The 18,783-nt window shown below is 62.1% G+C and carries 20 protein-coding genes, 1 tRNA gene and 1 pseudogene; 8 read left to right on the top strand and 14 right to left on the bottom strand.

Features of this window, described 5'->3' with window-relative positions; all coding sequences use genetic code 11:
* The 5 genes and pseudogenes from K6N12_RS34515 to K6N12_RS31990 form a co-directional block, all read right to left on the bottom strand.
* Positions 1-114, bottom strand: a pseudogene (locus tag K6N12_RS34515) (electron transfer flavoprotein subunit beta/FixA family protein); the annotation flags it as partial.
* Positions 115-277: 163 nt separating this feature from the next.
* Entirely contained in the window at positions 278-1,075 is a 798-nt protein-coding gene (locus K6N12_RS32005; RefSeq protein ID WP_097629823.1) for a rhomboid family intramembrane serine protease, read from the bottom strand.
* 32 nt (positions 1,076-1,107) lie between these two features.
* A complete protein-coding gene (locus K6N12_RS32000; protein ID WP_097629819.1) occupies positions 1,108-1,686 on the bottom strand; it encodes a cob(I)yrinic acid a,c-diamide adenosyltransferase in 579 nt (192 codons plus the stop codon).
* A gap of 296 nt (positions 1,687-1,982) precedes the next feature.
* Complete coding sequence (locus K6N12_RS31995; protein WP_097629818.1) at positions 1,983-2,186, bottom strand: twin transmembrane helix small protein; 204 nt, start codon at positions 2,184-2,186, stop codon at positions 1,983-1,985.
* A 14-nt stretch (positions 2,187-2,200) separates the two neighbouring features.
* Entirely contained in the window at positions 2,201-3,034 is an 834-nt protein-coding gene (locus tag K6N12_RS31990; RefSeq protein WP_097629817.1) for an SDR family oxidoreductase, read from the bottom strand.
* A 76-nt stretch (positions 3,035-3,110) separates the two neighbouring features.
* Between K6N12_RS31990 and K6N12_RS31985 the strand changes: the two genes are divergently transcribed.
* The gene (locus tag K6N12_RS31985; protein ID WP_097629816.1) at positions 3,111-4,034 is read left to right on the top strand and encodes a YihY/virulence factor BrkB family protein; all 924 of its coding nucleotides are present in this window, start codon (positions 3,111-3,113) and stop codon (positions 4,032-4,034) included.
* Here K6N12_RS31985 and gluQRS read toward each other — a convergent pair.
* Positions 3,999-4,880 (bottom strand): tRNA glutamyl-Q(34) synthetase GluQRS, encoded by an 882-nt coding sequence (gene gluQRS, locus K6N12_RS31980; RefSeq protein ID WP_097629815.1) that lies wholly within the window; start codon positions 4,878-4,880, stop codon positions 3,999-4,001. The genes K6N12_RS31985 and gluQRS overlap by 36 nt on opposite strands.
* Here gluQRS and K6N12_RS31975 point away from each other — a divergent pair.
* Entirely contained in the window at positions 4,879-5,571 is a 693-nt protein-coding gene (locus tag K6N12_RS31975; RefSeq protein ID WP_097629814.1) for a DNA-3-methyladenine glycosylase family protein, read from the top strand. The genes gluQRS and K6N12_RS31975 overlap by 2 nt on opposite strands.
* 111 nt (positions 5,572-5,682) lie before the next feature.
* Positions 5,683-6,240 (top strand): HNH endonuclease, encoded by a 558-nt coding sequence (locus tag K6N12_RS31970; protein WP_003567029.1) that lies wholly within the window; start codon positions 5,683-5,685, stop codon positions 6,238-6,240.
* On the opposite strand, the gene K6N12_RS31965 is transcribed toward K6N12_RS31970, so the two are convergent.
* Positions 6,241-6,756 carry a disulfide bond formation protein B gene (locus tag K6N12_RS31965; protein ID WP_097629813.1) on the bottom strand — a complete coding sequence of 172 codons (516 nt, stop codon included), beginning with the start codon at positions 6,754-6,756 and terminating at the stop codon, positions 6,241-6,243.
* Between the two features lie 18 nt (positions 6,757-6,774).
* A complete protein-coding gene (locus K6N12_RS31960) occupies positions 6,775-7,365 on the bottom strand; it encodes a YqaA family protein (protein WP_097629812.1) in 591 nt (196 codons plus the stop codon).
* 258 nt (positions 7,366-7,623) lie between these two features.
* Here K6N12_RS31960 and K6N12_RS31955 point away from each other — a divergent pair, with 258 nt between their 5' ends.
* Positions 7,624-7,908, top strand: coding sequence for a hypothetical protein (locus K6N12_RS31955; RefSeq protein ID WP_097629811.1), 285 nt, complete (start codon positions 7,624-7,626; stop codon positions 7,906-7,908).
* A gap of 42 nt (positions 7,909-7,950) precedes the next feature.
* Here the strand turns inward: K6N12_RS31955 and K6N12_RS31950 are convergent, their stop codons facing one another.
* On the bottom strand, positions 7,951-9,699 hold the full coding sequence (locus K6N12_RS31950; RefSeq protein ID WP_097629810.1) for a cation:proton antiporter domain-containing protein: 1,749 nt from the start codon (positions 9,697-9,699) through the stop codon (positions 7,951-7,953).
* A gap of 212 nt (positions 9,700-9,911) precedes the next feature.
* On the opposite strand from K6N12_RS31950, the gene K6N12_RS31945 reads away from it, so the two are divergent.
* Together K6N12_RS31945 and K6N12_RS31940 are read left to right on the top strand one after the other, a co-directional pair.
* The gene (locus K6N12_RS31945) at positions 9,912-10,196 is read left to right on the top strand and encodes a hypothetical protein (RefSeq protein WP_097629809.1); all 285 of its coding nucleotides are present in this window, start codon (positions 9,912-9,914) and stop codon (positions 10,194-10,196) included.
* Positions 10,197-10,362: 166 nt separating this feature from the next.
* Entirely contained in the window at positions 10,363-10,650 is a 288-nt protein-coding gene (locus K6N12_RS31940; RefSeq protein ID WP_049732769.1) for a hypothetical protein, read from the top strand.
* A 196-nt stretch (positions 10,651-10,846) separates the two neighbouring features.
* Here K6N12_RS31940 and K6N12_RS31935 read toward each other — a convergent pair.
* Positions 10,847-10,931: transfer RNA gene (locus tag K6N12_RS31935), tRNA-Leu, on the bottom strand.
* Between the two features lie 190 nt (positions 10,932-11,121).
* Positions 11,122-12,417 carry an MFS transporter gene (locus K6N12_RS31930; protein ID WP_097629808.1) on the bottom strand — a complete coding sequence of 432 codons (1,296 nt, stop codon included), beginning with the start codon at positions 12,415-12,417 and terminating at the stop codon, positions 11,122-11,124.
* A gap of 129 nt (positions 12,418-12,546) precedes the next feature.
* Here K6N12_RS31930 and K6N12_RS31925 point away from each other — a divergent pair, with 129 nt between their 5' ends.
* Complete coding sequence (locus K6N12_RS31925; RefSeq protein ID WP_097629807.1) at positions 12,547-13,125, top strand: TetR/AcrR family transcriptional regulator; 579 nt, start codon at positions 12,547-12,549, stop codon at positions 13,123-13,125.
* A gap of 84 nt (positions 13,126-13,209) precedes the next feature.
* Here K6N12_RS31925 and K6N12_RS31920 read toward each other — a convergent pair whose 3' ends face one another.
* Positions 13,210-14,190, bottom strand: a complete 981-nt coding sequence (locus K6N12_RS31920; RefSeq protein ID WP_097629806.1) for an aldo/keto reductase — start codon at positions 14,188-14,190, stop codon at positions 13,210-13,212.
* A gap of 251 nt (positions 14,191-14,441) precedes the next feature.
* Here K6N12_RS31920 and K6N12_RS31915 point away from each other — a divergent pair, with 251 nt between their 5' ends.
* The gene (locus K6N12_RS31915) at positions 14,442-16,082 is read left to right on the top strand and encodes an AMP-binding protein (protein WP_097629805.1); all 1,641 of its coding nucleotides are present in this window, start codon (positions 14,442-14,444) and stop codon (positions 16,080-16,082) included.
* On the opposite strand, the gene K6N12_RS31910 is transcribed toward K6N12_RS31915, so the two are convergent.
* Together K6N12_RS31910 and K6N12_RS31905 are read right to left on the bottom strand one after the other, a co-directional pair.
* Positions 16,079-17,356, bottom strand: coding sequence for a GNAT family N-acetyltransferase (locus tag K6N12_RS31910; RefSeq protein ID WP_097629804.1), 1,278 nt, complete (start codon positions 17,354-17,356; stop codon positions 16,079-16,081). The two genes, K6N12_RS31915 and K6N12_RS31910, sit on opposite strands and share 4 nt — an antisense overlap.
* Positions 17,357-18,772, bottom strand: coding sequence for a lipopolysaccharide biosynthesis protein (locus tag K6N12_RS31905; RefSeq protein WP_097629822.1), 1,416 nt, complete (start codon positions 18,770-18,772; stop codon positions 17,357-17,359).
* Between the last annotated feature and the right edge of the window lie 11 nt (positions 18,773-18,783).

Here is an 18,783-nt window from a genome sequence, read left to right as displayed (position 1 = left end):
GAACGGGTTCATCGACATCTTCACATTGGCAAGCTCGACACCGGAACCATCCGGCTTCACTCGGATCTTCACGTTGTAGTCGACGACGCGCTTGACGGGCACGAGAATCTTCATGGTGTCCTTCCTTCAGGGGAAATTGGCTTCAGCGAAAATGCGCGCTCGCGCGCCATTTCGATTGTCGAATGGCGACATGGATACGCGCTTTTCCTCCAATTACAACGCTTCCATGCTAGCGGCGGGCGATTTGCCGGGCAATATATGGACGTTTACGTTCACGTCAATATTCTTGTCGGCGTCGACCCCAAGGAAGGCGTTGAACCTTGCGCCCGGCCGCGTCGACAGTGATGGCCGGACCGGTGCCGGGATCGCTTCTCACAGCCCGGGGCGTGACGATCTCTCGGTCGAAGAGCGGCACACCCGGCCGGCGCAACACCAGGATCGAAAGGGCACCGGCAAGAATGCCGCCGACATGCGCGCCCCAGGAAACGTCGCCGTCGGGTGCGACCGCCAGCATGAAGAATTGCTGGCCGATCCACAAAAGCAGCGGCACGAAGGCCGGCAGCGGCAGCGGCACGCGGAAGAAGACCAGAACCCAGACCTTGACGCGCGGATGCAGCAAGACATAGGCGGCAATCACACCGGAAATCGCCCCCGAGGCGCCGACCAGCGGCGCTTGCGACGTCATGCTCAGCAGACCGTGGCAGAGCGCGCCGGCGGCCGCGCACAGCAGATAGAAAATCAGGAAACGCAGATGTCCCATGGCATCCTCGACATTGTCGCCGAAGACCCAGAGGAAGATCATGTTGGAGGCCAGATGCCAGAAGCCGGAATGGACGAAGGCATAGGTGAGGTAAGTCAGCGGCTCCGGCACGATTTCCAGCCCCTGGGCCAGCACCGCGTCGCCAAAGGCGATCGCCGGGATATAGCCGAGCCCGACGGTCGTTGCCTGCGCTGCCTGCTCGCTCTCCAGGCTGGTGAAAAGCCAGACGGCGACATTCAATGCGATCAGTAAGAGCGTCACCCACTGGACCTTGATATATTTCAGCGTGTTGGCGTCATGAAAAGGTATGAACATCAAGCCCCCCGGCAATCGTGATCGCGGCAAGCCTATCTGTTTTTTCCCGGAACCCAAAGCACATCCGCATGGCCGCGGTCATTTGCATGACGTGCGGCGACGAAGAGGAAATCGGAGAGCCGGTTGACATATTTCCTCGCCGGCTCGCTGACGATCTCGCCGTCGGTGCGGGCAAGCGCCACCATCAAACGCTCGGCGCGGCGCGCGATCGTGCGGGCCAGATGCAACTGCGCGGCGGCCGGGCTGCCGCCCGGCAGGACGAAGGACGTCAGGGGCTCCAGGCCGGCGTTCAACTGGTCGATGTCGCGCTCCACGCGGGCGACCTGCGCCTCGACGATCCGCAGCGGCTCATAGGCCGGTGGCTCGCCGGTATCGGGGGTGGCGAGATCGGCGCCGAGATCGAAGAGATCGTTCTGGATCGACATCAACATAGCGTCGAGTTCGGGCAGGCCTGATGTGTGCAGCCGCGCCAGCCCGATCGCGGAATTGGCCTCGTCGATCGTGCCATAGGCCTCGACGCGCAGATCGTCCTTTGCCCGGCGCGGGCCGGACACCAGCCCGGTCGTGCCGTCGTCGCCGGTTTTGGTGTAGATCTTGTTGAGTTTCACCATGTTGCACCGCCTGATAGGGGGAGGGTTGAACCACCCCACCCTCCGTCATGCTCGGGCTCGACCCGGGCATCCAGACCGCATCCAGCAGCGGCTAGGGGGATGGATCCTCGGGTCAAGCCCGAGGATGACGGAGAGTGGGGTTGGCATTGTTGCCAAACTCGCGCAGTCATACTGACACACACCGCGTTGGGGTGTTTCCTCAAGCCGCTTACCTCACCTCCCTCATTCCTGTTACGAGCACAGGAATGAGGGAGGATGTTTCGGCGTTCATCATCAAAAATGCCCCCACGGTCTTCTCACGTCGGCCGGCCGCCGCCGGTGAACCAGAGTGTTAGCATGATCAGGAAGACGGCGATGGCCTGCAAGAGGACGCGCAGCTGCATCAGCTTGTTGGAGCGATTGGCGTCGCCGCCCTTCATCATGTTGAAGAGGCCGCGGATCAAGACGAGGGCGACGCAGCCCATGACGATGATCGCGAGGATATAGGTGACGGTGGACATGGCATTCAGCTTTCTCAGTCCGTCCAGCGCATCAGGCGGTAGAAGAGGTCTGCCGGAAGCAGCCGCTTCAGGAACATGCCCTGCTTGGCCGGTGTCGTTACAGGATAATGTGGCCTCGGATTTTTCGAGTTCAATGCGTGTTTCAACACGGAATAGACCGCCTCCGGGCCAAGCTTGTGGCGGTTGACCGGGCCGGATCCGTCGAGTCTTGCCAGTTGCCTGACATAGTCGGCTGCGTGCGGCGAGTTCTCGACGTCGATATGTTCGTGGATCTTGGCGAGCGCGTTGGTGGTGAAACGGGTGGCAATCGGGCCGGGCTCGATCAGACTTACATGGATGCCGCTGCCCTGCAGTTCCATGCGCAGGGTGATGCTGAGGCCTTCGAGCGCAAATTTGGAGGCGGTATAGGCGCCGCGATAGCGATAGGGCACGACACCGAGAATGGACGAGCATTGCACGATCCGACCCTGACCGCATTTGCGCATCGCCGGGATCACCTGCCGCGTCAATTCGTGCCAGCCGAAGAAATTCGCCTCGAACTGGGCGCGCAGCGCTGCCGTCGAAAGATCCTCGACGGCGCCCGGCTGGCCATAGGCGCCATTGTTGAAGAGCGCGTCGATGCGGCCGCCGCTACGTTGCAAGACGGTGTCGACCAGCTCGGAAATCGTCTCGGGCCTGGCATAATCCATCAGGAAGGCTTCGATGCCGTCGGTTTCCAAGCCCGGCAGATCTTCCGGTTTGCGCACCGTCGCGAAGACGCGCCAGCCATCGGCTTTCAGCGCCCGCGCGCAATGAGCGCCTATACCGGACGAGCATCCAGTCACGACGATGCTGCGCTCTGCCGCCATGGAATGATTCCTGTACAAAATGGGACTCGTTTCCCATATTCGGCCAGAGGATACAATCTGGAAAGCCGGAGACGGAATGCCGAAGGCGCTGCGCACGATCTACGACGTGGTCTACGACGCGATCTGTCACATGGTCGAGGATGACGGCTTCGCCATGGCAAGCCATGTGGCGCTGTCGAGCCTGCTTGCGGTTTTCCCCTTCCTGATCTTTGGCACGGCGCTCGCAAGCTTCCTCGGCGCCGATCAGTTTTCCTCGACCGCCATCCATCTGATCTTCGACACCTGGCCCGAGGCGATCGCCAAGCCGCTCGCCGACCAGGTGCTGCAAGTACTGACCATTCCGCGCGGCGGGCTGCTGACGATCTCGGTGCTGGCGGCTGCCTATTTTGCTTCGAACGGCGTCGAGGCGCTGCGCATCTCGCTCAACCGCGCCTACCGGGTGCAGGAAACGCGGCCGTGGTATTTCACCCGCCTCGCCAGCCTCGGCTATGTGCTGATCGCGGTGATCATCTTTGCGGCGATCAGCATCCTGCTGGTCGCCGTACCGCTGGCGCTCGACTATGCCAGGAATTGGTTTCCGCTGTTTGCCGATACGCTCGACATCGTCTTCAGCTGGCGCATTTACGGCACGCTTGTCGTGCTGACCGTCGGGCTGCTGGTCATGCATCTCTGGCTGCCGGCCGGCAAACGGCGGGTCTTCGACGTCATTCCGGGCGTGCTGCTGACGCTGCTGCTCTGGCTTGCCGGAGCGCTGATCTTTGCCTATTACCTCGCGACCTTCGCCAACTACACCGCAACCTATGCCGGTCTCGCCTCGGTCATGATCGTGCTGATCTTCCTCTATATGGTCGGCGTCATTTTCATCATCGGCGCCGAGATCAATGCGGCGCTGATCAAATTCCGCGTCTTCCGGATGTTCTCCCACACCCTTTCGATTGTCGGCAGGGAGCGTGTCGAAAGGCCATCAGAGCCCGACAAGGCGGCGAATGTCGGCCCCTGACATGCCGCTGGCGCGCAACTCGCCAATCCCGCTGTCGCCCTGGCTTTTCGAAAGCTTGCGGCCGGCATTGTCGAGAATGAGACGATGATGGTGATAAACCGGCTGCGGCAGGCCGAGCAGCACCTGCAGCAGCCGGTGCACCGAGGTGGCCGGGAAGAGGTCGAGCCCGCGCACCACATGGGTGACACCCTGGAGCGCATCGTCGACCACCACCGAAAGATGATAGCTCGACGGAGCGTCCGAGCGCGACAGGATGACATCGCCCCAGACTTCCGGCTCGGCGGCGATCTCGCCCGATCTGCCGTCGCCGGTTTCCGTCCAGAACAGCAGCTCGCCGATCAGGTCGAGTGCCTTGCGCATATCGAGCCGCCAGGCATGTTTCTTCCCCGAGGTCAGCATCTCCTGCCGTTCGTCTTCCGGGCGCTCGCGATCGGTTGCGGGGTAAAGTGGCGTGCCGTCGGGATCGCGCGGCCAGGACTTGCCAGCGGCCTCATAGGCGGTGACGCGCGTCTTCACCTCGCCGCGCGTCAGGAAGGCCGGATAGACCAGGCCGCGTTCGATCAGTGCGTGCAGTGCCGCCCGATATTCGGGGAAATGTTCCGACTGCCGCCGCACCGGGCTTTCCCAGCCGACCCCAAGCCAGTCGAGCTCCCTGAGGATGCCGGCCTCGAACTCGGGCGTGCAGCGCGTCTGGTCGATATCCTCGATGCGCAGCAGCAGGCGGCCATGTTCGGCCTCCGCCATGTCGTGATTCAAGAGGGCCGAGAGGGCATGACCGAGATGCAGCTCACCGTTGGGGCTCGGCGCAAAACGAAAGACAGGTTTTTGACGCTCGCTCGTGGTCATGCTTTCTTCTGCCATGGATTTAGGTTTCGAACCACTGCGAGGCGATGTGCAGATCATCCGCAACGAAGACGACGTCAGGCAAGGGCTCGAAGCGCTGCTTCGCCTCGATCCGCGCCTTGTGCCGATCGCGGCGGATGCCGGGCCTGTGCCGCTGCGGCTGCGTGAACCGGGTTTTGCCGGCCTTGCCCATATCATCGTCTCGCAGATGGTGTCGCGCGCCAGCGCCGAAGCGATCTGGCGGCGCATGCAGCCGGCGGACGGTCTCCTGACCGCGGAAGGCTATACGCTGCTTCACGCCGAGGCCTGGCGCGACTTCGGCCTGTCGCGCGCCAAGGCCGAGACCTTGTCGCGGATCGCCGAAGCCGTTGCCTCCGGCCGCCTCGATCTTTCCGGGCTCTGCCTGATGCCGCCTGGTGAAGCGCTTGGAGAACTCACCGCGCTGAAGGGCGTCGGTCCGTGGACGGCAGAAGTCTATCTGATGTTCTGCGGCGGCCATGCCGATGTGTTTCCGGCCGGCGATGTCGCGCTGCAGAACGCCGTCGGTGCGGCATTCGGTCTCGCGGCACGGCCTCAGGCAAAGGCGCTAACGGCGCTGGCGGAAGCCTGGTCGCCGTGGCGCTCGGTGGCGGCACGGCTTTTCTGGGCCTATTACGCTACGAAAACACGGCGTGACATGGTGCCGACCGGCTGATCGGCAACACTCTTCAAATTGCCTTTATCCTCTGAATTTATTGGACTTCACAATCCTGTAACAACCGGCCTAATATACAGGTGCAGATGCCGAATCGATCAGGAGAGTCCCTTGACGATTGCAGTCTCCCCCCAGGCCCTGCCAGCGCTCGTCCTGAACGCTGACTACCGGCCACTGAGTTATTACCCCTTGTCGCTGTGGTCCTGGCAGGACGCGATCAAGGCGGTATTTCTCGACCGTGTGAACATCATCGCAGAATATGAACATTCGGTTTCCTCGCCGAGTTTTTCGATGCGGCTTCCGAGTGTCGTGTGCCTCAAGACCTACGTCCAGCCGTCCCGCAATCCCGCCTTCACCCGGTTCAACGTCTTCCTGCGCGACCGGTTCGAGTGCCAGTATTGCGGCGCCCATGACGATCTGACTTTCGATCACGTCATCCCGCGCGCCCATGGCGGCGAGACGACCTGGGAGAATGTCGTGGCCGCCTGTTCGCCTTGCAATCTGCGCAAGGGCAGCAAGCTTCCCAAGCAGGCGAGCATGTTCCCGGCGCAGAAACCCTATCAGCCGACGGTGCAGGATCTGCACAATAACGGCCGGCTGTTCCCGCCGAACTATCTGCACGACAGCTGGCTCGACTATCTCTACTGGGATACCGAACTGCAGCCCTGATCAGGCCGTCTTGCGAACGCCAACGAAAGCGAAGGCGGCCAGCAGGATTCCGGCAATCACGTTCCAGCCCGCAAAAGACAGGCCGAGCACCCGGAGCGCCGCATCGGTGCAGGACGGGCCCTTGATCGTGTTGAGCTCACCGAGCAGATCGCCGGCATTGGTGGTCATGCTGCTTGCCGTTGTCGAGCAAGTGGCCGGGCCCGGCCAGAAATGCCATTCGACTCCGGCGTGATAGACGCCCATGCCGGCCGTGACCAGCATCAGCATGCCGGCGGCGAGAATGAGCGCGCGGGTGATCCAGTTCGGCAGGCCGACGAGTTCCGAAACCGCGGCGAGGACGGCGATCGGGATGGCGTAATAGTAGGGCTGCCGCTGCAGCAGGCAGAGCGCGCAGGGAATATAGCCGCCGATATATTGGAAACCAAGCGCCGTGCCGACCGCGGCCGCCATGCCGATGGCGAGCAATATGGAATAGACGAAGCCGGGACGGGCGAGCGGCGAGGAAGTGGCAGTCATGGCGGAACTCCGCGAGATTTAGTGAGCGAAAGAGCGGTAGCCGACATATAGCACGATCACCGCAGTTGCACCGATGCCGACGATCTGGCCGAGGCGCTTCTCGATGAAGTCACGGATCGGCTCACCGTAGCGGCGCAGCAACCAGGCGAGGAAGAGGAAACGCGCGCCGCGGGCGATGATCGCCGAAACAATAAAAAGCCCCAGATTGACGTGGATGACGCCGGAGAGGATCGTGACGATCTTGATTGGCGGCAGATGCGCAAGTCCCGAAGTGACGAGCAGCAACAGGATCGTCTCGTAGGTGACATAGGCCTTCATCTGCTCGAAGGCGTCGAGCTTGCCGTAGAATTCGAGAACCGGCCGCGCCACCGTCTCATAGGCGAAATAGCCGAGCGCCCAGCCGGCGATACCCCCGAGCACGGAAGCAATGGTCGCGATCACCGCGTAGCGATAGGAGCGTTCCGGCTTGGAAAGCGCCATCGGCAGGAACAGCACATCGGCGGGGACGAGAAAGACGGAGCTTTCGACGAAGGCGATGACGGCGAGCCAGACTTCGGCCGATTTGCGCGCGGCCAGAGACATGGTCCAGTCGTAAAGTCTGCGGAGCATTCCGAACCCTTCCTGTTGCGGTGCAAAAAAGCTTTAGGGGCCGTGCGCGACGCTGTAAATGCCCGCCCGTGTCCTTCGTGCCACCCGCCGCCTAAAAATTTCGTGATACAGGCCCCGCCGCCCTCCCAAGATTTCATGTGATGGCGAATCGGCCATTCTGCGGCAAGCTGTCTCAAAGCGTGATGCCGAAAAGTGTGGGCGGTTTTGGGACGGCATCAAGCTCGAGCTGAATTGGGCGACGTGCAGGGTGGCATCAGAATGTTCAAAGTGATCGAAGGCGGCCGCGGGCAGGCCGTGCATATGGCCGACCGGCCCGAAGAGGGCGGCAGACCGAGCCGGGACGATGTGCGCCGGGAAGCGGCGCGACGGCTGAGCGAAAGCGGCTATCATCCGTCGCGCATCCGGGAATTTGCGACCGGCGTGCCAATGCTGGCGTCGCTTAAATATTTGTCGCTGCAGATCGATTTCGCAGCCGAGACATTGTCGCGGCTCGACCCGATCCCGGAGGATTTCCGCGCCGACGGCTATTGGCCGGCTGGCTGAGGCAATCGCATATCGCATTCGCAGACATGCGTCGGTATTGCCTCAGGAGAGGTCCATCGACTTTTCCCATTGCTGACGCAGGTCGTTCATCTCCGTGCGTTTCTGCGCCATTTCGCTGACGGCGGCGCGCAGATTGGGATGACGCGACATGAACATGTTGAAGTCGCGCCGTTCGAGCACTTCGAACTGGCAGAAATCGACGGCGATGACATCGGCCGTGCGCCGTCCGCCGGTCAGAAGCGCCATTTCGCCGAAGAAGGCGCCAGGCTCAAGGCGGATCGCGCCGCTTGCGAGCCGGACTTCCACCGCCCCCGAAGAAATGAAATACATGCCGTCGCCGCGGTCGCCGCGGCGGATGACGCGTTCGCCGGGTGGAGCGGATTTTGCCTTGAAGAGCAGCAGCAGTTCCTCCTGCGCGTCTTCGTTAACCTCGGAGAACAAAGGAAAAGTCTCGATCAGCTGCTGCATTTTCAGCTGATGCTCGCGTTCGCGCTCCTCGCCGAGCGCCCTGATCTTTTCCAGTTCCTTGCTGAGCGCCTTCTGCCTCGCCCTGCCGTAGCTTTCCCAAAGGGAGGGCCATCTCGAATGGGCAAATTTCTTCAACCCGTCGGTCGCCAGGATCACGATCGGGTTGAGCGTGATCGACAGGATTGCAGCGGCAAGGATCAGATCCTGGCCCTCGTGCGGCAGCAGCCCGAGCGAGACGCCGAGGCCGGCGAGGATGAAGGAGAATTCGCCGATCTGGGCAAGGCCGCCGGCCAATGTCAGCCCCAGGCCGATCGGATATCGCAGCAGTAAGACGATGAAGAAGGTGATGATGGCCTTGCCGAGGATGACAAGCGCCAGCGCGCCGATCACCGCCAGCGGCTGGCTGACCAGGATCGATGGATCGAAGAGCATGCCGACGGAGACGAAAAACAGCACGGAGAAGGCGTTCTGCAGCGGCAGCGAGTCGGCGGCCGCCCTGTGGCTGAGCTGGGATTCGCTCATGACGACGCCGGCAAAAAAGGCGCCGAGCGCAAAGGAGACGCCGAAGATCGCCGCCGAGCCGAAGGCGATGCCCAGCGCGATCGCCAGGACCGTCAGCGTGAAGAGTTCACGCGAACCGGTGCGGGCGATCATCGTCAGCAGCCAGGGCACGATGCGCGGGCCGAGGAAGATCGCCATGGCGGCGAAGCCGGCCACCTTCGCCAGCGTCAGGCCGATCGTCAGCGCCAGGGAAAGCTCGCCGAGGCCGTGGTTGGTGGTCGCGGCGGCGTTGCCGCCAAGAAGCTCTGCGAGCGCCGGCAGCAGCACCAGCGCCAGCACCATCACCAGATCCTCGACGATCAGCCAGCCGACGGCGACGCGCCCGCTTGGCGCGTTGACGAGATTGCGCTCCTCCAGCGCCTTCAGCAGAACGACAGTGCTGGCCACAGACAGGCTGAGGCCCAAGACGATGCCGGCGCCCAAGCTCCAGCCCCAGAGTTTGCAAAGGCCGATGCCCAACAGGGTGGCGAGGATGATGCGCCCGATCGCGCCCGGCACGGCGATCCCTCGGACGGCGAGCAGGTCCGAGGCGGAAAAATGCAGGCCGACGCCGAACATCAGAAGGATGACGCCCATTTCGGCGAGCTGCCCGGCAAGGGCGGTATCGGCGACGAAACCCGGCGTAAACGGCCCCATCAGAATGCCGGCGAGGAGATAGCCAACGAGCGGCGGCAGCCGCAGCCGGTCGGCGCCATAACCCAGGATCGCCGCGAAAACGAAACTGACGGCGACCGTTGCGATAAGCCCTACTTCCTGATGCACGTCCGACCCTTCCTGTGATGGCGGCGGCCACTCTGTACGAAGTGCAAGCAAAATTAAACAGTTGATTTGGCGGGTAGCGGCCCTTGTTCGCAATCCTTGCGATCAGGCGTAGAACTGGTCTGCTGTCGTCTGCACCAAGCCCGGGCGGGCGGCGATCTTGGAACCAGTTGCGTCTTGTCTCGTTGCCCTTTCATCCAGAAAGGAGAAACGACATGCGGAAGATCATCCTGAATTGTACTATAGCGGCCCTTGCCGCCTGCTCGTTTGCAGCGCCTGTTCTCGCCGACAGCGTCTATGTTAGGGAACGTACCTATGATGACGGTTATCGTCATGAACGGGTGAGACCCGGCATAACCATCAGCGAGCGTGGCGTCACTTTCGGTGCGGTGCGCGAACGTGAACACCGCCGCTATCGCGACAACGGCTGCGAAACCAGAAGTGTCACCCGTCAGACCGACGACGGCGAAGTGACCAAAACGGTCCGGCGTTGCAATTAACTGGAACTACGCGACAATGACGAAGCCCGGTTCGAAGAGCCGGGTTTTCGCCTTTCGTGGCGCTGATATCGCAATCCAGTGGTGAAACTCGTCCGTCGGTGTTATGAGCACGCCTTTGGTAGAAGCGCATTCCCAGCGCAAACACCGCCTGCACAGGATTTCGAGTATGATTGAACTTACGCCGTCCCAGATCGCCGCGCTGAAACTCGCCAGGGATGGAGACCTTTACCCTCAGCCGGCCAATAAATGGACGCATCAGAACGCAACGGTGACCTACGCGAAAAACGACCGCTGGAAAGAGCGGCCGCAGAAAATAAAATCGGTCACTGCCAAGACGCTGGGCGAGTTGAAGGAACCAGGTTTCCTCGAGCGGCGGCACCTCGATGACGATGTCACGAAAGACGTCTACGGCATTACCATGGCCGGCAAGATGTGGCTGCTGAAGAACAAGTAGTTTCGGATGTGAATACGGTTCGTGCTTCCGCGTCAGCTTGTCGATGCGGAGGCGCGGACGAACGTATCGGGATGACGGTTTTAGTGGCCGGAGCACTGTCTAAACCGGTCAGCCATCCTTCCTAACGGAACTGCGGCGCGACAGCCTTCGCTCTATGAGCTTCGGCTTGCTGAGCCGAAGCTCATAGAGCGAAGGCTGGTGCCCCATGCCGGGGTCGAACCAGCACTTCTTTCGAAACTCGATTTTGAGTCGAGCGCGTCTACCAATTCCGCCAATGGGGCAACGGAGTGAACGGGCGGCTGTCTAACATGCGAGCGCCCGCACGCGCAAGACGGGCAAGCGAAGTTATCGGACTGATCCGGTAGAGACATCCGGCCTCGTTTCGAGGCCGGATGCTTGCGATATCAAAGCTCTCTATTTTTATGCATGTCGTTATCCCCGAACCGCTGGCACACTTCCGGGCGACATGCATTAATGGGCGGCGGCGGGCGCCGGGCTGGTCAGGCCGGACTTCTTCAGCGTGATCGCCAGGATCGAGGCCAGCAGGCAGAAAGCGCCGGCGACGAAGAAGGCGGGCAGGTAGCTCGACAGCTCCGTGCGCGACAGGCCGGCGCCATAGGCGGCGGTAGCGGCGCCCAACTGATGGCCGGCAAAGACCCAGCCGAAGACCAGGCCGGCCTTTTCGCGGCCGAAGCGGTCGGCGGCGATCTTGACGGTCGGCGGCACGGTGGCGATCCAGTCGAGGCCGTAGAAGATGGCAAAGATGGAGAGGCCGTAGAAGCTGAAATCGCTGAAGGGCAGATAGAGCAGCGAGAGGCCGCGAAAGCCGTAGTAGAAGAACAGCAGCCAGCGATTGTCGAAGCGGTCGGACAGCCAGCCCGAGCCGATGGTGCCGAAGAAATCGAAGATGCCCATGACGGCGAGCACACTGGCAGCAGCCACCGGCACGATGCCGAAATCGCCGCAGAGAGTGACGAAATGGGTCTGGATCAGGCCATTGGTGCTGAGCCCGCAGATGAAGAAGGTGGCAAACAGGATCCAGAAGGTCGAGGTCTTGGAGATTTCCCTGAGCACGGTGATCGGCGTCATCAGCGCAACGCCGAGAGAGGTTCCCGCCGGCGGCGGTGTCACCTGCGTTTCGCCGACGGACGGCAGGTTCAGGTCGGCCGGCCGGTCTCGCATGAAAGCCAGCACGGCCAGAGCTGCGACCATGATCATGGCGCAGACGAAAAACACCGTCGATCGCCAGCCGTAGCGTTCCGTCAGCTCCGCCATTAGCGGCAGAAAGACGAGCTGGCCGGTAGCCGAGCTCGCCGAAAGCATGCCGACGACGAGGCCGCGATGCTTGGTGAACCAGCGGGTTGAGACGGTGGCCGCGAGCACCATAGCCGTCAGACCCGTGCCGAAGCCGACGACGACGCCCCAAAGCGCCAACAGATGCCAGAGCTTGGTCATGAACAGCGAACCGATGAAACCGGCGCCGATCAGGGCCAGGGCGAAAACGATGACCTTGCGCACGCCGAAATAATTCATGAAGGCGGCGGCGAACGGTCCCATGAAGCCGAAAAGGATCAGGCGGATCGCAAGGGCCGAGGAAATCTGCGAGGTCTCCCAGCCGAACTCGTCCTGCAGCGGCTTGATGAGAACGCCGGGTGCGCCCATGGCGCCGGCCGTGACCAACATGGTGAGGAAGGTGGCGGCGACGACGACCCAGCCGTAGTGGATGTTGCGCCGGGCAAGGGTGGAGGCAAGGGCTGTGGAAACCATAGGCGAGATTCCGTTCGGATTCAGCTTCGGGAAGATACGGGAATGCTTTACATGATGGCCATCATATTTCTTGCCTATTGATGATGGACGTCATATATTTTGTCAAGCGACTATTTCTGGAGTTTAAAAATGCGGGTCAGCCGCGAGAAATTTGCCGAAAACCGAGAGAAAATCCTGAGCGTTGCCGGCGTGCTCTTTCGAGAGAACGGTTTCGACGGCGTCGGCGTCGCCGACATCATGAAGGCGGCCGGGCTGACGCATGGCGGTTTCTACGGTCACTTCGCGTCGAAGGACGACCTGGCGCTGGAGGTCAGCCGCAAGCTGATCGACAAGGTCGAAACGCGCTGGAAGGAGCATATCGCCGATTCTCCGGACCGGCCGCTGGAATCGCTTCTCGACCACTATATCCACTGGCGAACGGTCGACGATCCGGGCGGCAGCTGCGTCTTCGCGACTCTGATCCAGGAGGTCAGCCGCAGCCGCGGTGCGGTGCGCGCCGTCTTCAGCGACGGGCTCTCCGTGCTGGTCGACACGCTCGCCGATATCGTTCCCGGAAAGAGCGAAGAGGAACGCCGCGCCAATGCCGCTACCACGCTCTCCTCGATGATGGGCGCCGTCATTCTTGCCCGCGCGGTGGAAGACCGGGCGCTTGCAGAGCAGTTTCTGGTGACGATGCGCCGGCAGCTCGATCCCAGCAGTAGTTTTTAATCTGGAAAGACAATGTTTCGCTCTCCCTCTTCTGCCCATAGAGGGAGTGTGATCTGTCTTACCGATGCCTCAGGCGGCCAGCGGCTATTTGAAGCCGGCGACGGCGTGTGGGATATAGGGTGCTTCCAATGCGGCGATTTCCTCAGTGGTGAGCTTGACCGAGAGCGAGGCAACGGCGTCGGTCAGGTGGTTCGGTTTGGAAGCGCCGATGATCGGGGCGGTCACCGCACTCTTCTGCAGGATCCAGGCGGTTGCGACCTGGGCGCGGGAGACGCCGCGAGCCTTGGCGATCTCTGCCACCGCCTCGACGATCTTGCGATCGGCATCGATGGACTGCGTGTAAAGCGTCTTGCCGAATTCGTCGGTTTCGCTGCGCGCTGTCGCCTCGTCCCAGTCGCGGGTCAGGCGGCCGCGGGCAAGCGGGCTCCAGGGGATGACGGCGATCTTCTGATCCTCGCAGAGCGGCAGCATTTCGCGCTCTTCCTCACGGTAGAGCAGGTTCAGGTGGTCCTGCATGCTGACGAATTCGGTCCAGCCGTTCAGCCTCGAGACGTAGAGCGCCTTGGCAAATTGCCAGGCATACATGGAGGAGGCGCCGATATACCGCGCCTTGCCTGCCTTGACGACGTCGTGCAGCGCCTCCAGCGTTTCCTCGATCGGCGTCGTATAGTCGAAGCGGTGGATCTGGTAGAGGTCGACATAGTCTGTGCCGAGGCGGCGCAGGCTGTTGTCGATCTCGTCGAAGATCGCCTTGCGCGACAGGCCGGCGCCGTTAGGGCCCGGCCGCATGCGGTTGAACACCTTGGTCGCCAGCACGATGTCCTCGCGCTTGGCGAAATCCTTTATGGCGCGGCCGACGATCTCCTCGGAGGAGCCGTTGGAATAGGTGTTGGCGGTGTCGAGGAAGTTGATGCCGAGGTCAATCGCCTGCCGGATCAACGCCCGGCTTTCTTCCTCCCGCAGGCTCCAGGCATGATTGCCGCGGCCGGGATCGCCGAAGGTCATGCAGCCCAGGCAGATTTTCGAGACTTCCAGGCCGGTTTTCCCAAATTTTGCATATTCCATGAAACGACTCCGTGATGAATTTGCTGATCCAAATCCGATGCCCCAAATCCGATGTCGTTGGACCGCCTTGTATGATCTAGTGCGGAAACCGGCAAAGTCGCAGGGCGCCGGGCGAAGAATCCGTCCGGCGATGCGCACAACAATGCGTGATGGGCTTTGAAGCAGGGGGGCGGTCATCGCCGTCCGGACCGGTCGCTTGCGCAATTGCAGCACAAGGTGTTAGCTGGTGCAGCATTCACTGGATTTCGCCTATGCTACTGCCGTCCCACAATCGCTACGACGATCTCTATCGCGATTTTTCGTGGCGGATTCCCGAAGATTTCAATATCGGCCGCGCCGTCAGCGACGACTGGGCGGCGAGGGCGCCGGAGCGCGTCTGCCTCGAACATTTCAGCCCGGACGGGCATCACCGCAGTTTGACCTATCGCGCGCTCGCCGACCGTTCCTCGGCCTTTGCAAATGCGCTGGTTTCACTTGGCATAAAACGCGGCGATCGCGTCGCGCTGCTCCTGCCGCAATCCTTCGAGACGGTGATCGCGCATGTGTCGATCTACAAGACTGGCGCGATCGCCTTGCCGCTGGCGCTGCTCTTCGGCGTCGAGGCGCTGGAATACCGGCTGAAGGCGGCAGGGGTGGCGGCCGTCGTCACCAATGGCTTCGGTCTCGAGCGCATCCGGCAGATCCGGGAGCGCCTGCCGATGCTGAAACATATCGTCAGCATCGACGGGGCGACTGCCGATGCGGCCGACTTCGGCGAACTGGTGGATGGCCATTCTCCCGTCTTTGATGTCGTCAAGACCGGTCCGGACGATCCGGCGTTGATGATTTTCACCTCGGGAACGACAGGGCCGCCGAAGGGCGCGCTGCATGGCCACCGCGTCCTACCCGGCCATATTCCCGGCATGCAGTTTGCTCATGAGGGTTTTCCGAAAGCGGGCGACAAGGTCTGGACGCCGTCCGACTGGGCCTGGGCGGGCGGGCTGCTCAACGCGCTGCTGCCGAGCCTTCTGCTCGGCGTTCCCGTCGTCTCGTCGCCGGCGCAGAAATTCGACGCCGACATGGCCTATCGCATCATGGCCGAGATGGGGGTGCGCAACGCCTTCATTCCGCCGACGGCGCTGAGGTTGATGAGATCCGTTGCCGATCCGCGCTCGAAATACGATCTGGTGCTGCGCACCATCGGCTCGGCCGGAGAGGCGCTCGGCCGTGAGACCTATGAATGGGCGCAAAGGACGCTCGGCATCACCGTCAACGAATTCTACGGCCAGACGGAGTGCAATTTCGTGCTCTCGTCGAGCGCTGCCCATGGCGTGACCAGGGCCGGCGCCATTGGCCGCGCGGTACCCGGACACCGCGTCGCAATCGTCAGCGAAGCCGGTGACGAATTGCCGACGGGCGAACCGGGCCAGATCGCCATCGCCAGTCCCGATCCCGTGATGTTCCTCGGCTACTGGGACGATGCGGCGGCGACGAAACGAAAATTCGCAAAGAACTGGCTGCTCACCGGCGATGTCGGCCGGCAGGATGCCGATGGCTACGTCGCCTTCGAGGGCCGCGACGACGATGTCATCACCTCGTCGGGATATCGCATCGGCCCGGCCGAAATCGAGGATTGCCTGATCGGCCATCCCGCCGTGCAGCTTGCCGCCGCCGTCGGCAAACCCGATGCGGTGCGCACCGAGATCGTCAAGGCCTATATCGTTCTGTCGCTGGGCCATCAGCCAAGCGAGGCGCTGGCCGCCGATATCAGGGAATGGGTGAAGACGCGGCTTTCAATGCATGAATATCCGCGTGAGGTGGAATTCATCGATGCCTTGCCGCTGACGACCACCGGCAAGGTGATCCGCCGGCTGCTGCGCGAGAGGGCGGCGGCCGAAGGTCAGCCGTGCTAGCCCCGGCCGGCGAGCGACATGATCTTCTCGCGCAGCATTTTCGCCATGTTGCGGGTGCTGCGGTACATGTGGAGCTGGGCTGAGACCTGACGCATGTCGCGGTCGCTGTTCTGCGTCAGGCCGATCACCAGCGTTCCCATTTCCTCGCGCTCCTGCCAGAAGCGGCTCATGATCGGATGGTCCGAGACGGCGCAGGAATCGGAGCGGACGATATTGGCGTCGTCGAGATGCCATTCGGTGAGTTCGCTCATCAGCAGCTTGCCCGGCGAAAAGCGCGCATAGTTCTCGTCATAGGCGGTCTTCCAGGTATAGGCCTCGCCACCCATCATCAGCACGACGATGGCGGCGATCGCCTTGCCGTTGAGATCGATCGTGTGAATACGCACGGCATCGACGGCGGCAAGGTTCGACACCGCCTCGCGGGCGAAGGCCGTGTGATAACGATCGGTGACGAGAGCGCTTCGGCGCTTGCCCTTCCAGCCACCGGCTTCCATTGCCAGGAATTCCTCGAAGCGGATATGGATTTCGCGCGGTTGCCGGGCGACGGCATAGACCGCTGTTCCCAACTCCTCCAGCAGGCGCCACTGGCGGCGCATCTCGCGCATATGCGAGGAGGAGATGGTTTTGCCGAGATAGGCCGGCGCCTCTTCCTCGCTCTGCAGCATCGGGCGCAAATAGGGATTGGTGACGGTGACGGGAAGATTGCGGCTGAGCGCCACGGCCTTGATCATCCGCACGAAGATACCGTTCAGCCTGAGATCGGGCAGGACCACGATTCCGGGCAGATTGAGGTCGCGCGCGGTCAGTCCCTCGAAGAGATTGTCGAGAGTCTCGGCAGCATCCTCGCTGTCGACCAGCGGCGTGCCGAGCGGGCCGAAGCTGTTCGACCAGCCGCGGATGATCGATGGGCCGACGGCAAACCCCGGCTTGTCGACCGAAAACGGCATTAGAAAACGCATGCGGCTGCGGCCGGCATTGTGGTCGCGGATCAGGGCGAAGTTCACCTGCCGGTCTTCGAGCCGCGGCATGGCGGGCGCGAGGAAGCGGCCGGAGAAGAAGACGTTCGGCTCCATCGCCCGGTTGGAGAGGAAGTCGAGTTCTTCCTGCAGTTCATAGCCGAGCTTGCCGGGATAGAGGCAGAGTTCGCGCCCCGGCCGGCCGATCTCGGCGCGGGCCTCAGCCCGCGGCGCTTCGAAATGCAGCGCGGCGAGATCATGCACCATGCGGTTGGCAATGCTATCGGTGCTTTCGGTAACGGGAGGAATACGCACCATCTATCGAACTCTCATTTCTGGCGTTGCGGCGGAGGGGCTGGCAAAGGCGAAAAGGACGATGCCGAGCGTGCGGCGCACGGCAAGATGCAGCAGGATTGCCTCGACCGCCATGGCAGAAGCCGTGGCGATCGCGGTGCCCTCTATGCCGTAATGCGGGATCAAAGCGAGGTTGAGACCGACATTGGCGGTCAGAGCGCCGGCGTAGAGCGCGACGCAGAGGTTCTGCTTGCCAGCCATCATCAACAGCGTTTCGGCCGGGCCGACCAAAGACTTGGCGAGGATGCCGGCAAGCAGGATCGCCATGACCAGATAACCTGATGTGAAGACGCCGCCGAAGAGCGACAGCAGAAGATGGCCGGCGGCAAGTACCACAAGGCCGACGCCGAGTGCCGGCCAGAAAGTCCAGCGGGCGGCGTCGATGGCGGCGGTCGCCAGCTGGGCGTGGTCGCCTTCGGCGATGATCGAGGAAAAGCGCGGGCCGGAGGCTGCCTTGACCGAGAAATTGATGAAATGCACCAGCGCCATCGTCTTGGCGGCGGCGAAATAGATGGCGACATCGTGCGGCTCGAGGAAGATGCCGACGACGACGACATCGGAATTGGTGAGCAGGAAGCTCACGCCCTCGATCAGGAAAATCGGAAAAGCGACGCTGAACCAGGCGAGGAAATCGATTTTGCGCGGGCCTTCGTCATAATGCCGGCGAAGGCGATAGAGCGTTGCAGCATACTGGCCGAGCGCGGTGACGAAGGTCGCGACGAGCGCCGCCTGCATCGCGGTGACGGCCGTATGCTCGGCGCCGATGGCAATGGCGATGAGCATGAAGGCGATGATCAGGATCGGACGGACGATATAGACCGGGCTAAGCGCCATGACCGGCCAATGGTTCGCTCGCGACGTGCCTTCCAGAATGTCGCCGAGCGCGATCATCGGCATGGCAAGCAGGCCGAGGAATATCGGGACGAGATAATAGACTTGGATCATATGGCCGAATAAATGCAGCCCGAGCATGCCGGCGGCGAGCACCGCGGTGCCTGAAAGCAGCGCGAAGATGCGCGCCGTGCCGGTGAGGCCGCGGATTTCCTCGAAAGCGCCGGCCGCCCTGTATTGCGGCAGAAAGCGGATGATCGCCGTGTGGAACCCAAGACACGAGAGATCGCCGAAGACGACGACCAGCACCCAGACGAAAACGAAAATGCCATATTCATATTCGCCCATCAGCCGGGCAAGCACGATCTGGGAGATGAAGGCGAGGGCTGCGCTGAGGATTCGGATCGAAAAGGCCGTCAGCGCCATGCGCTGAGCGGCCGCCTTCTCACCACGTTCGGTGAGCACGGCCGCAAGCATGCGCAGCGCACGGCCGCCGATCGGGCGCAGACCCGCGGGCAGCATCTTTTCCGCTGTTTCTATGACCGCCATGATGAACACGC

This window comes from Rhizobium redzepovicii (assembly GCF_019793435.1).
GTDB classification, from domain to species: domain Bacteria; phylum Pseudomonadota; class Alphaproteobacteria; order Rhizobiales; family Rhizobiaceae; genus Rhizobium; species Rhizobium redzepovicii.
Note: the sequence above shows the minus strand (reverse complement) of the source record. Positions and strands in the feature narration are given on the sequence as shown.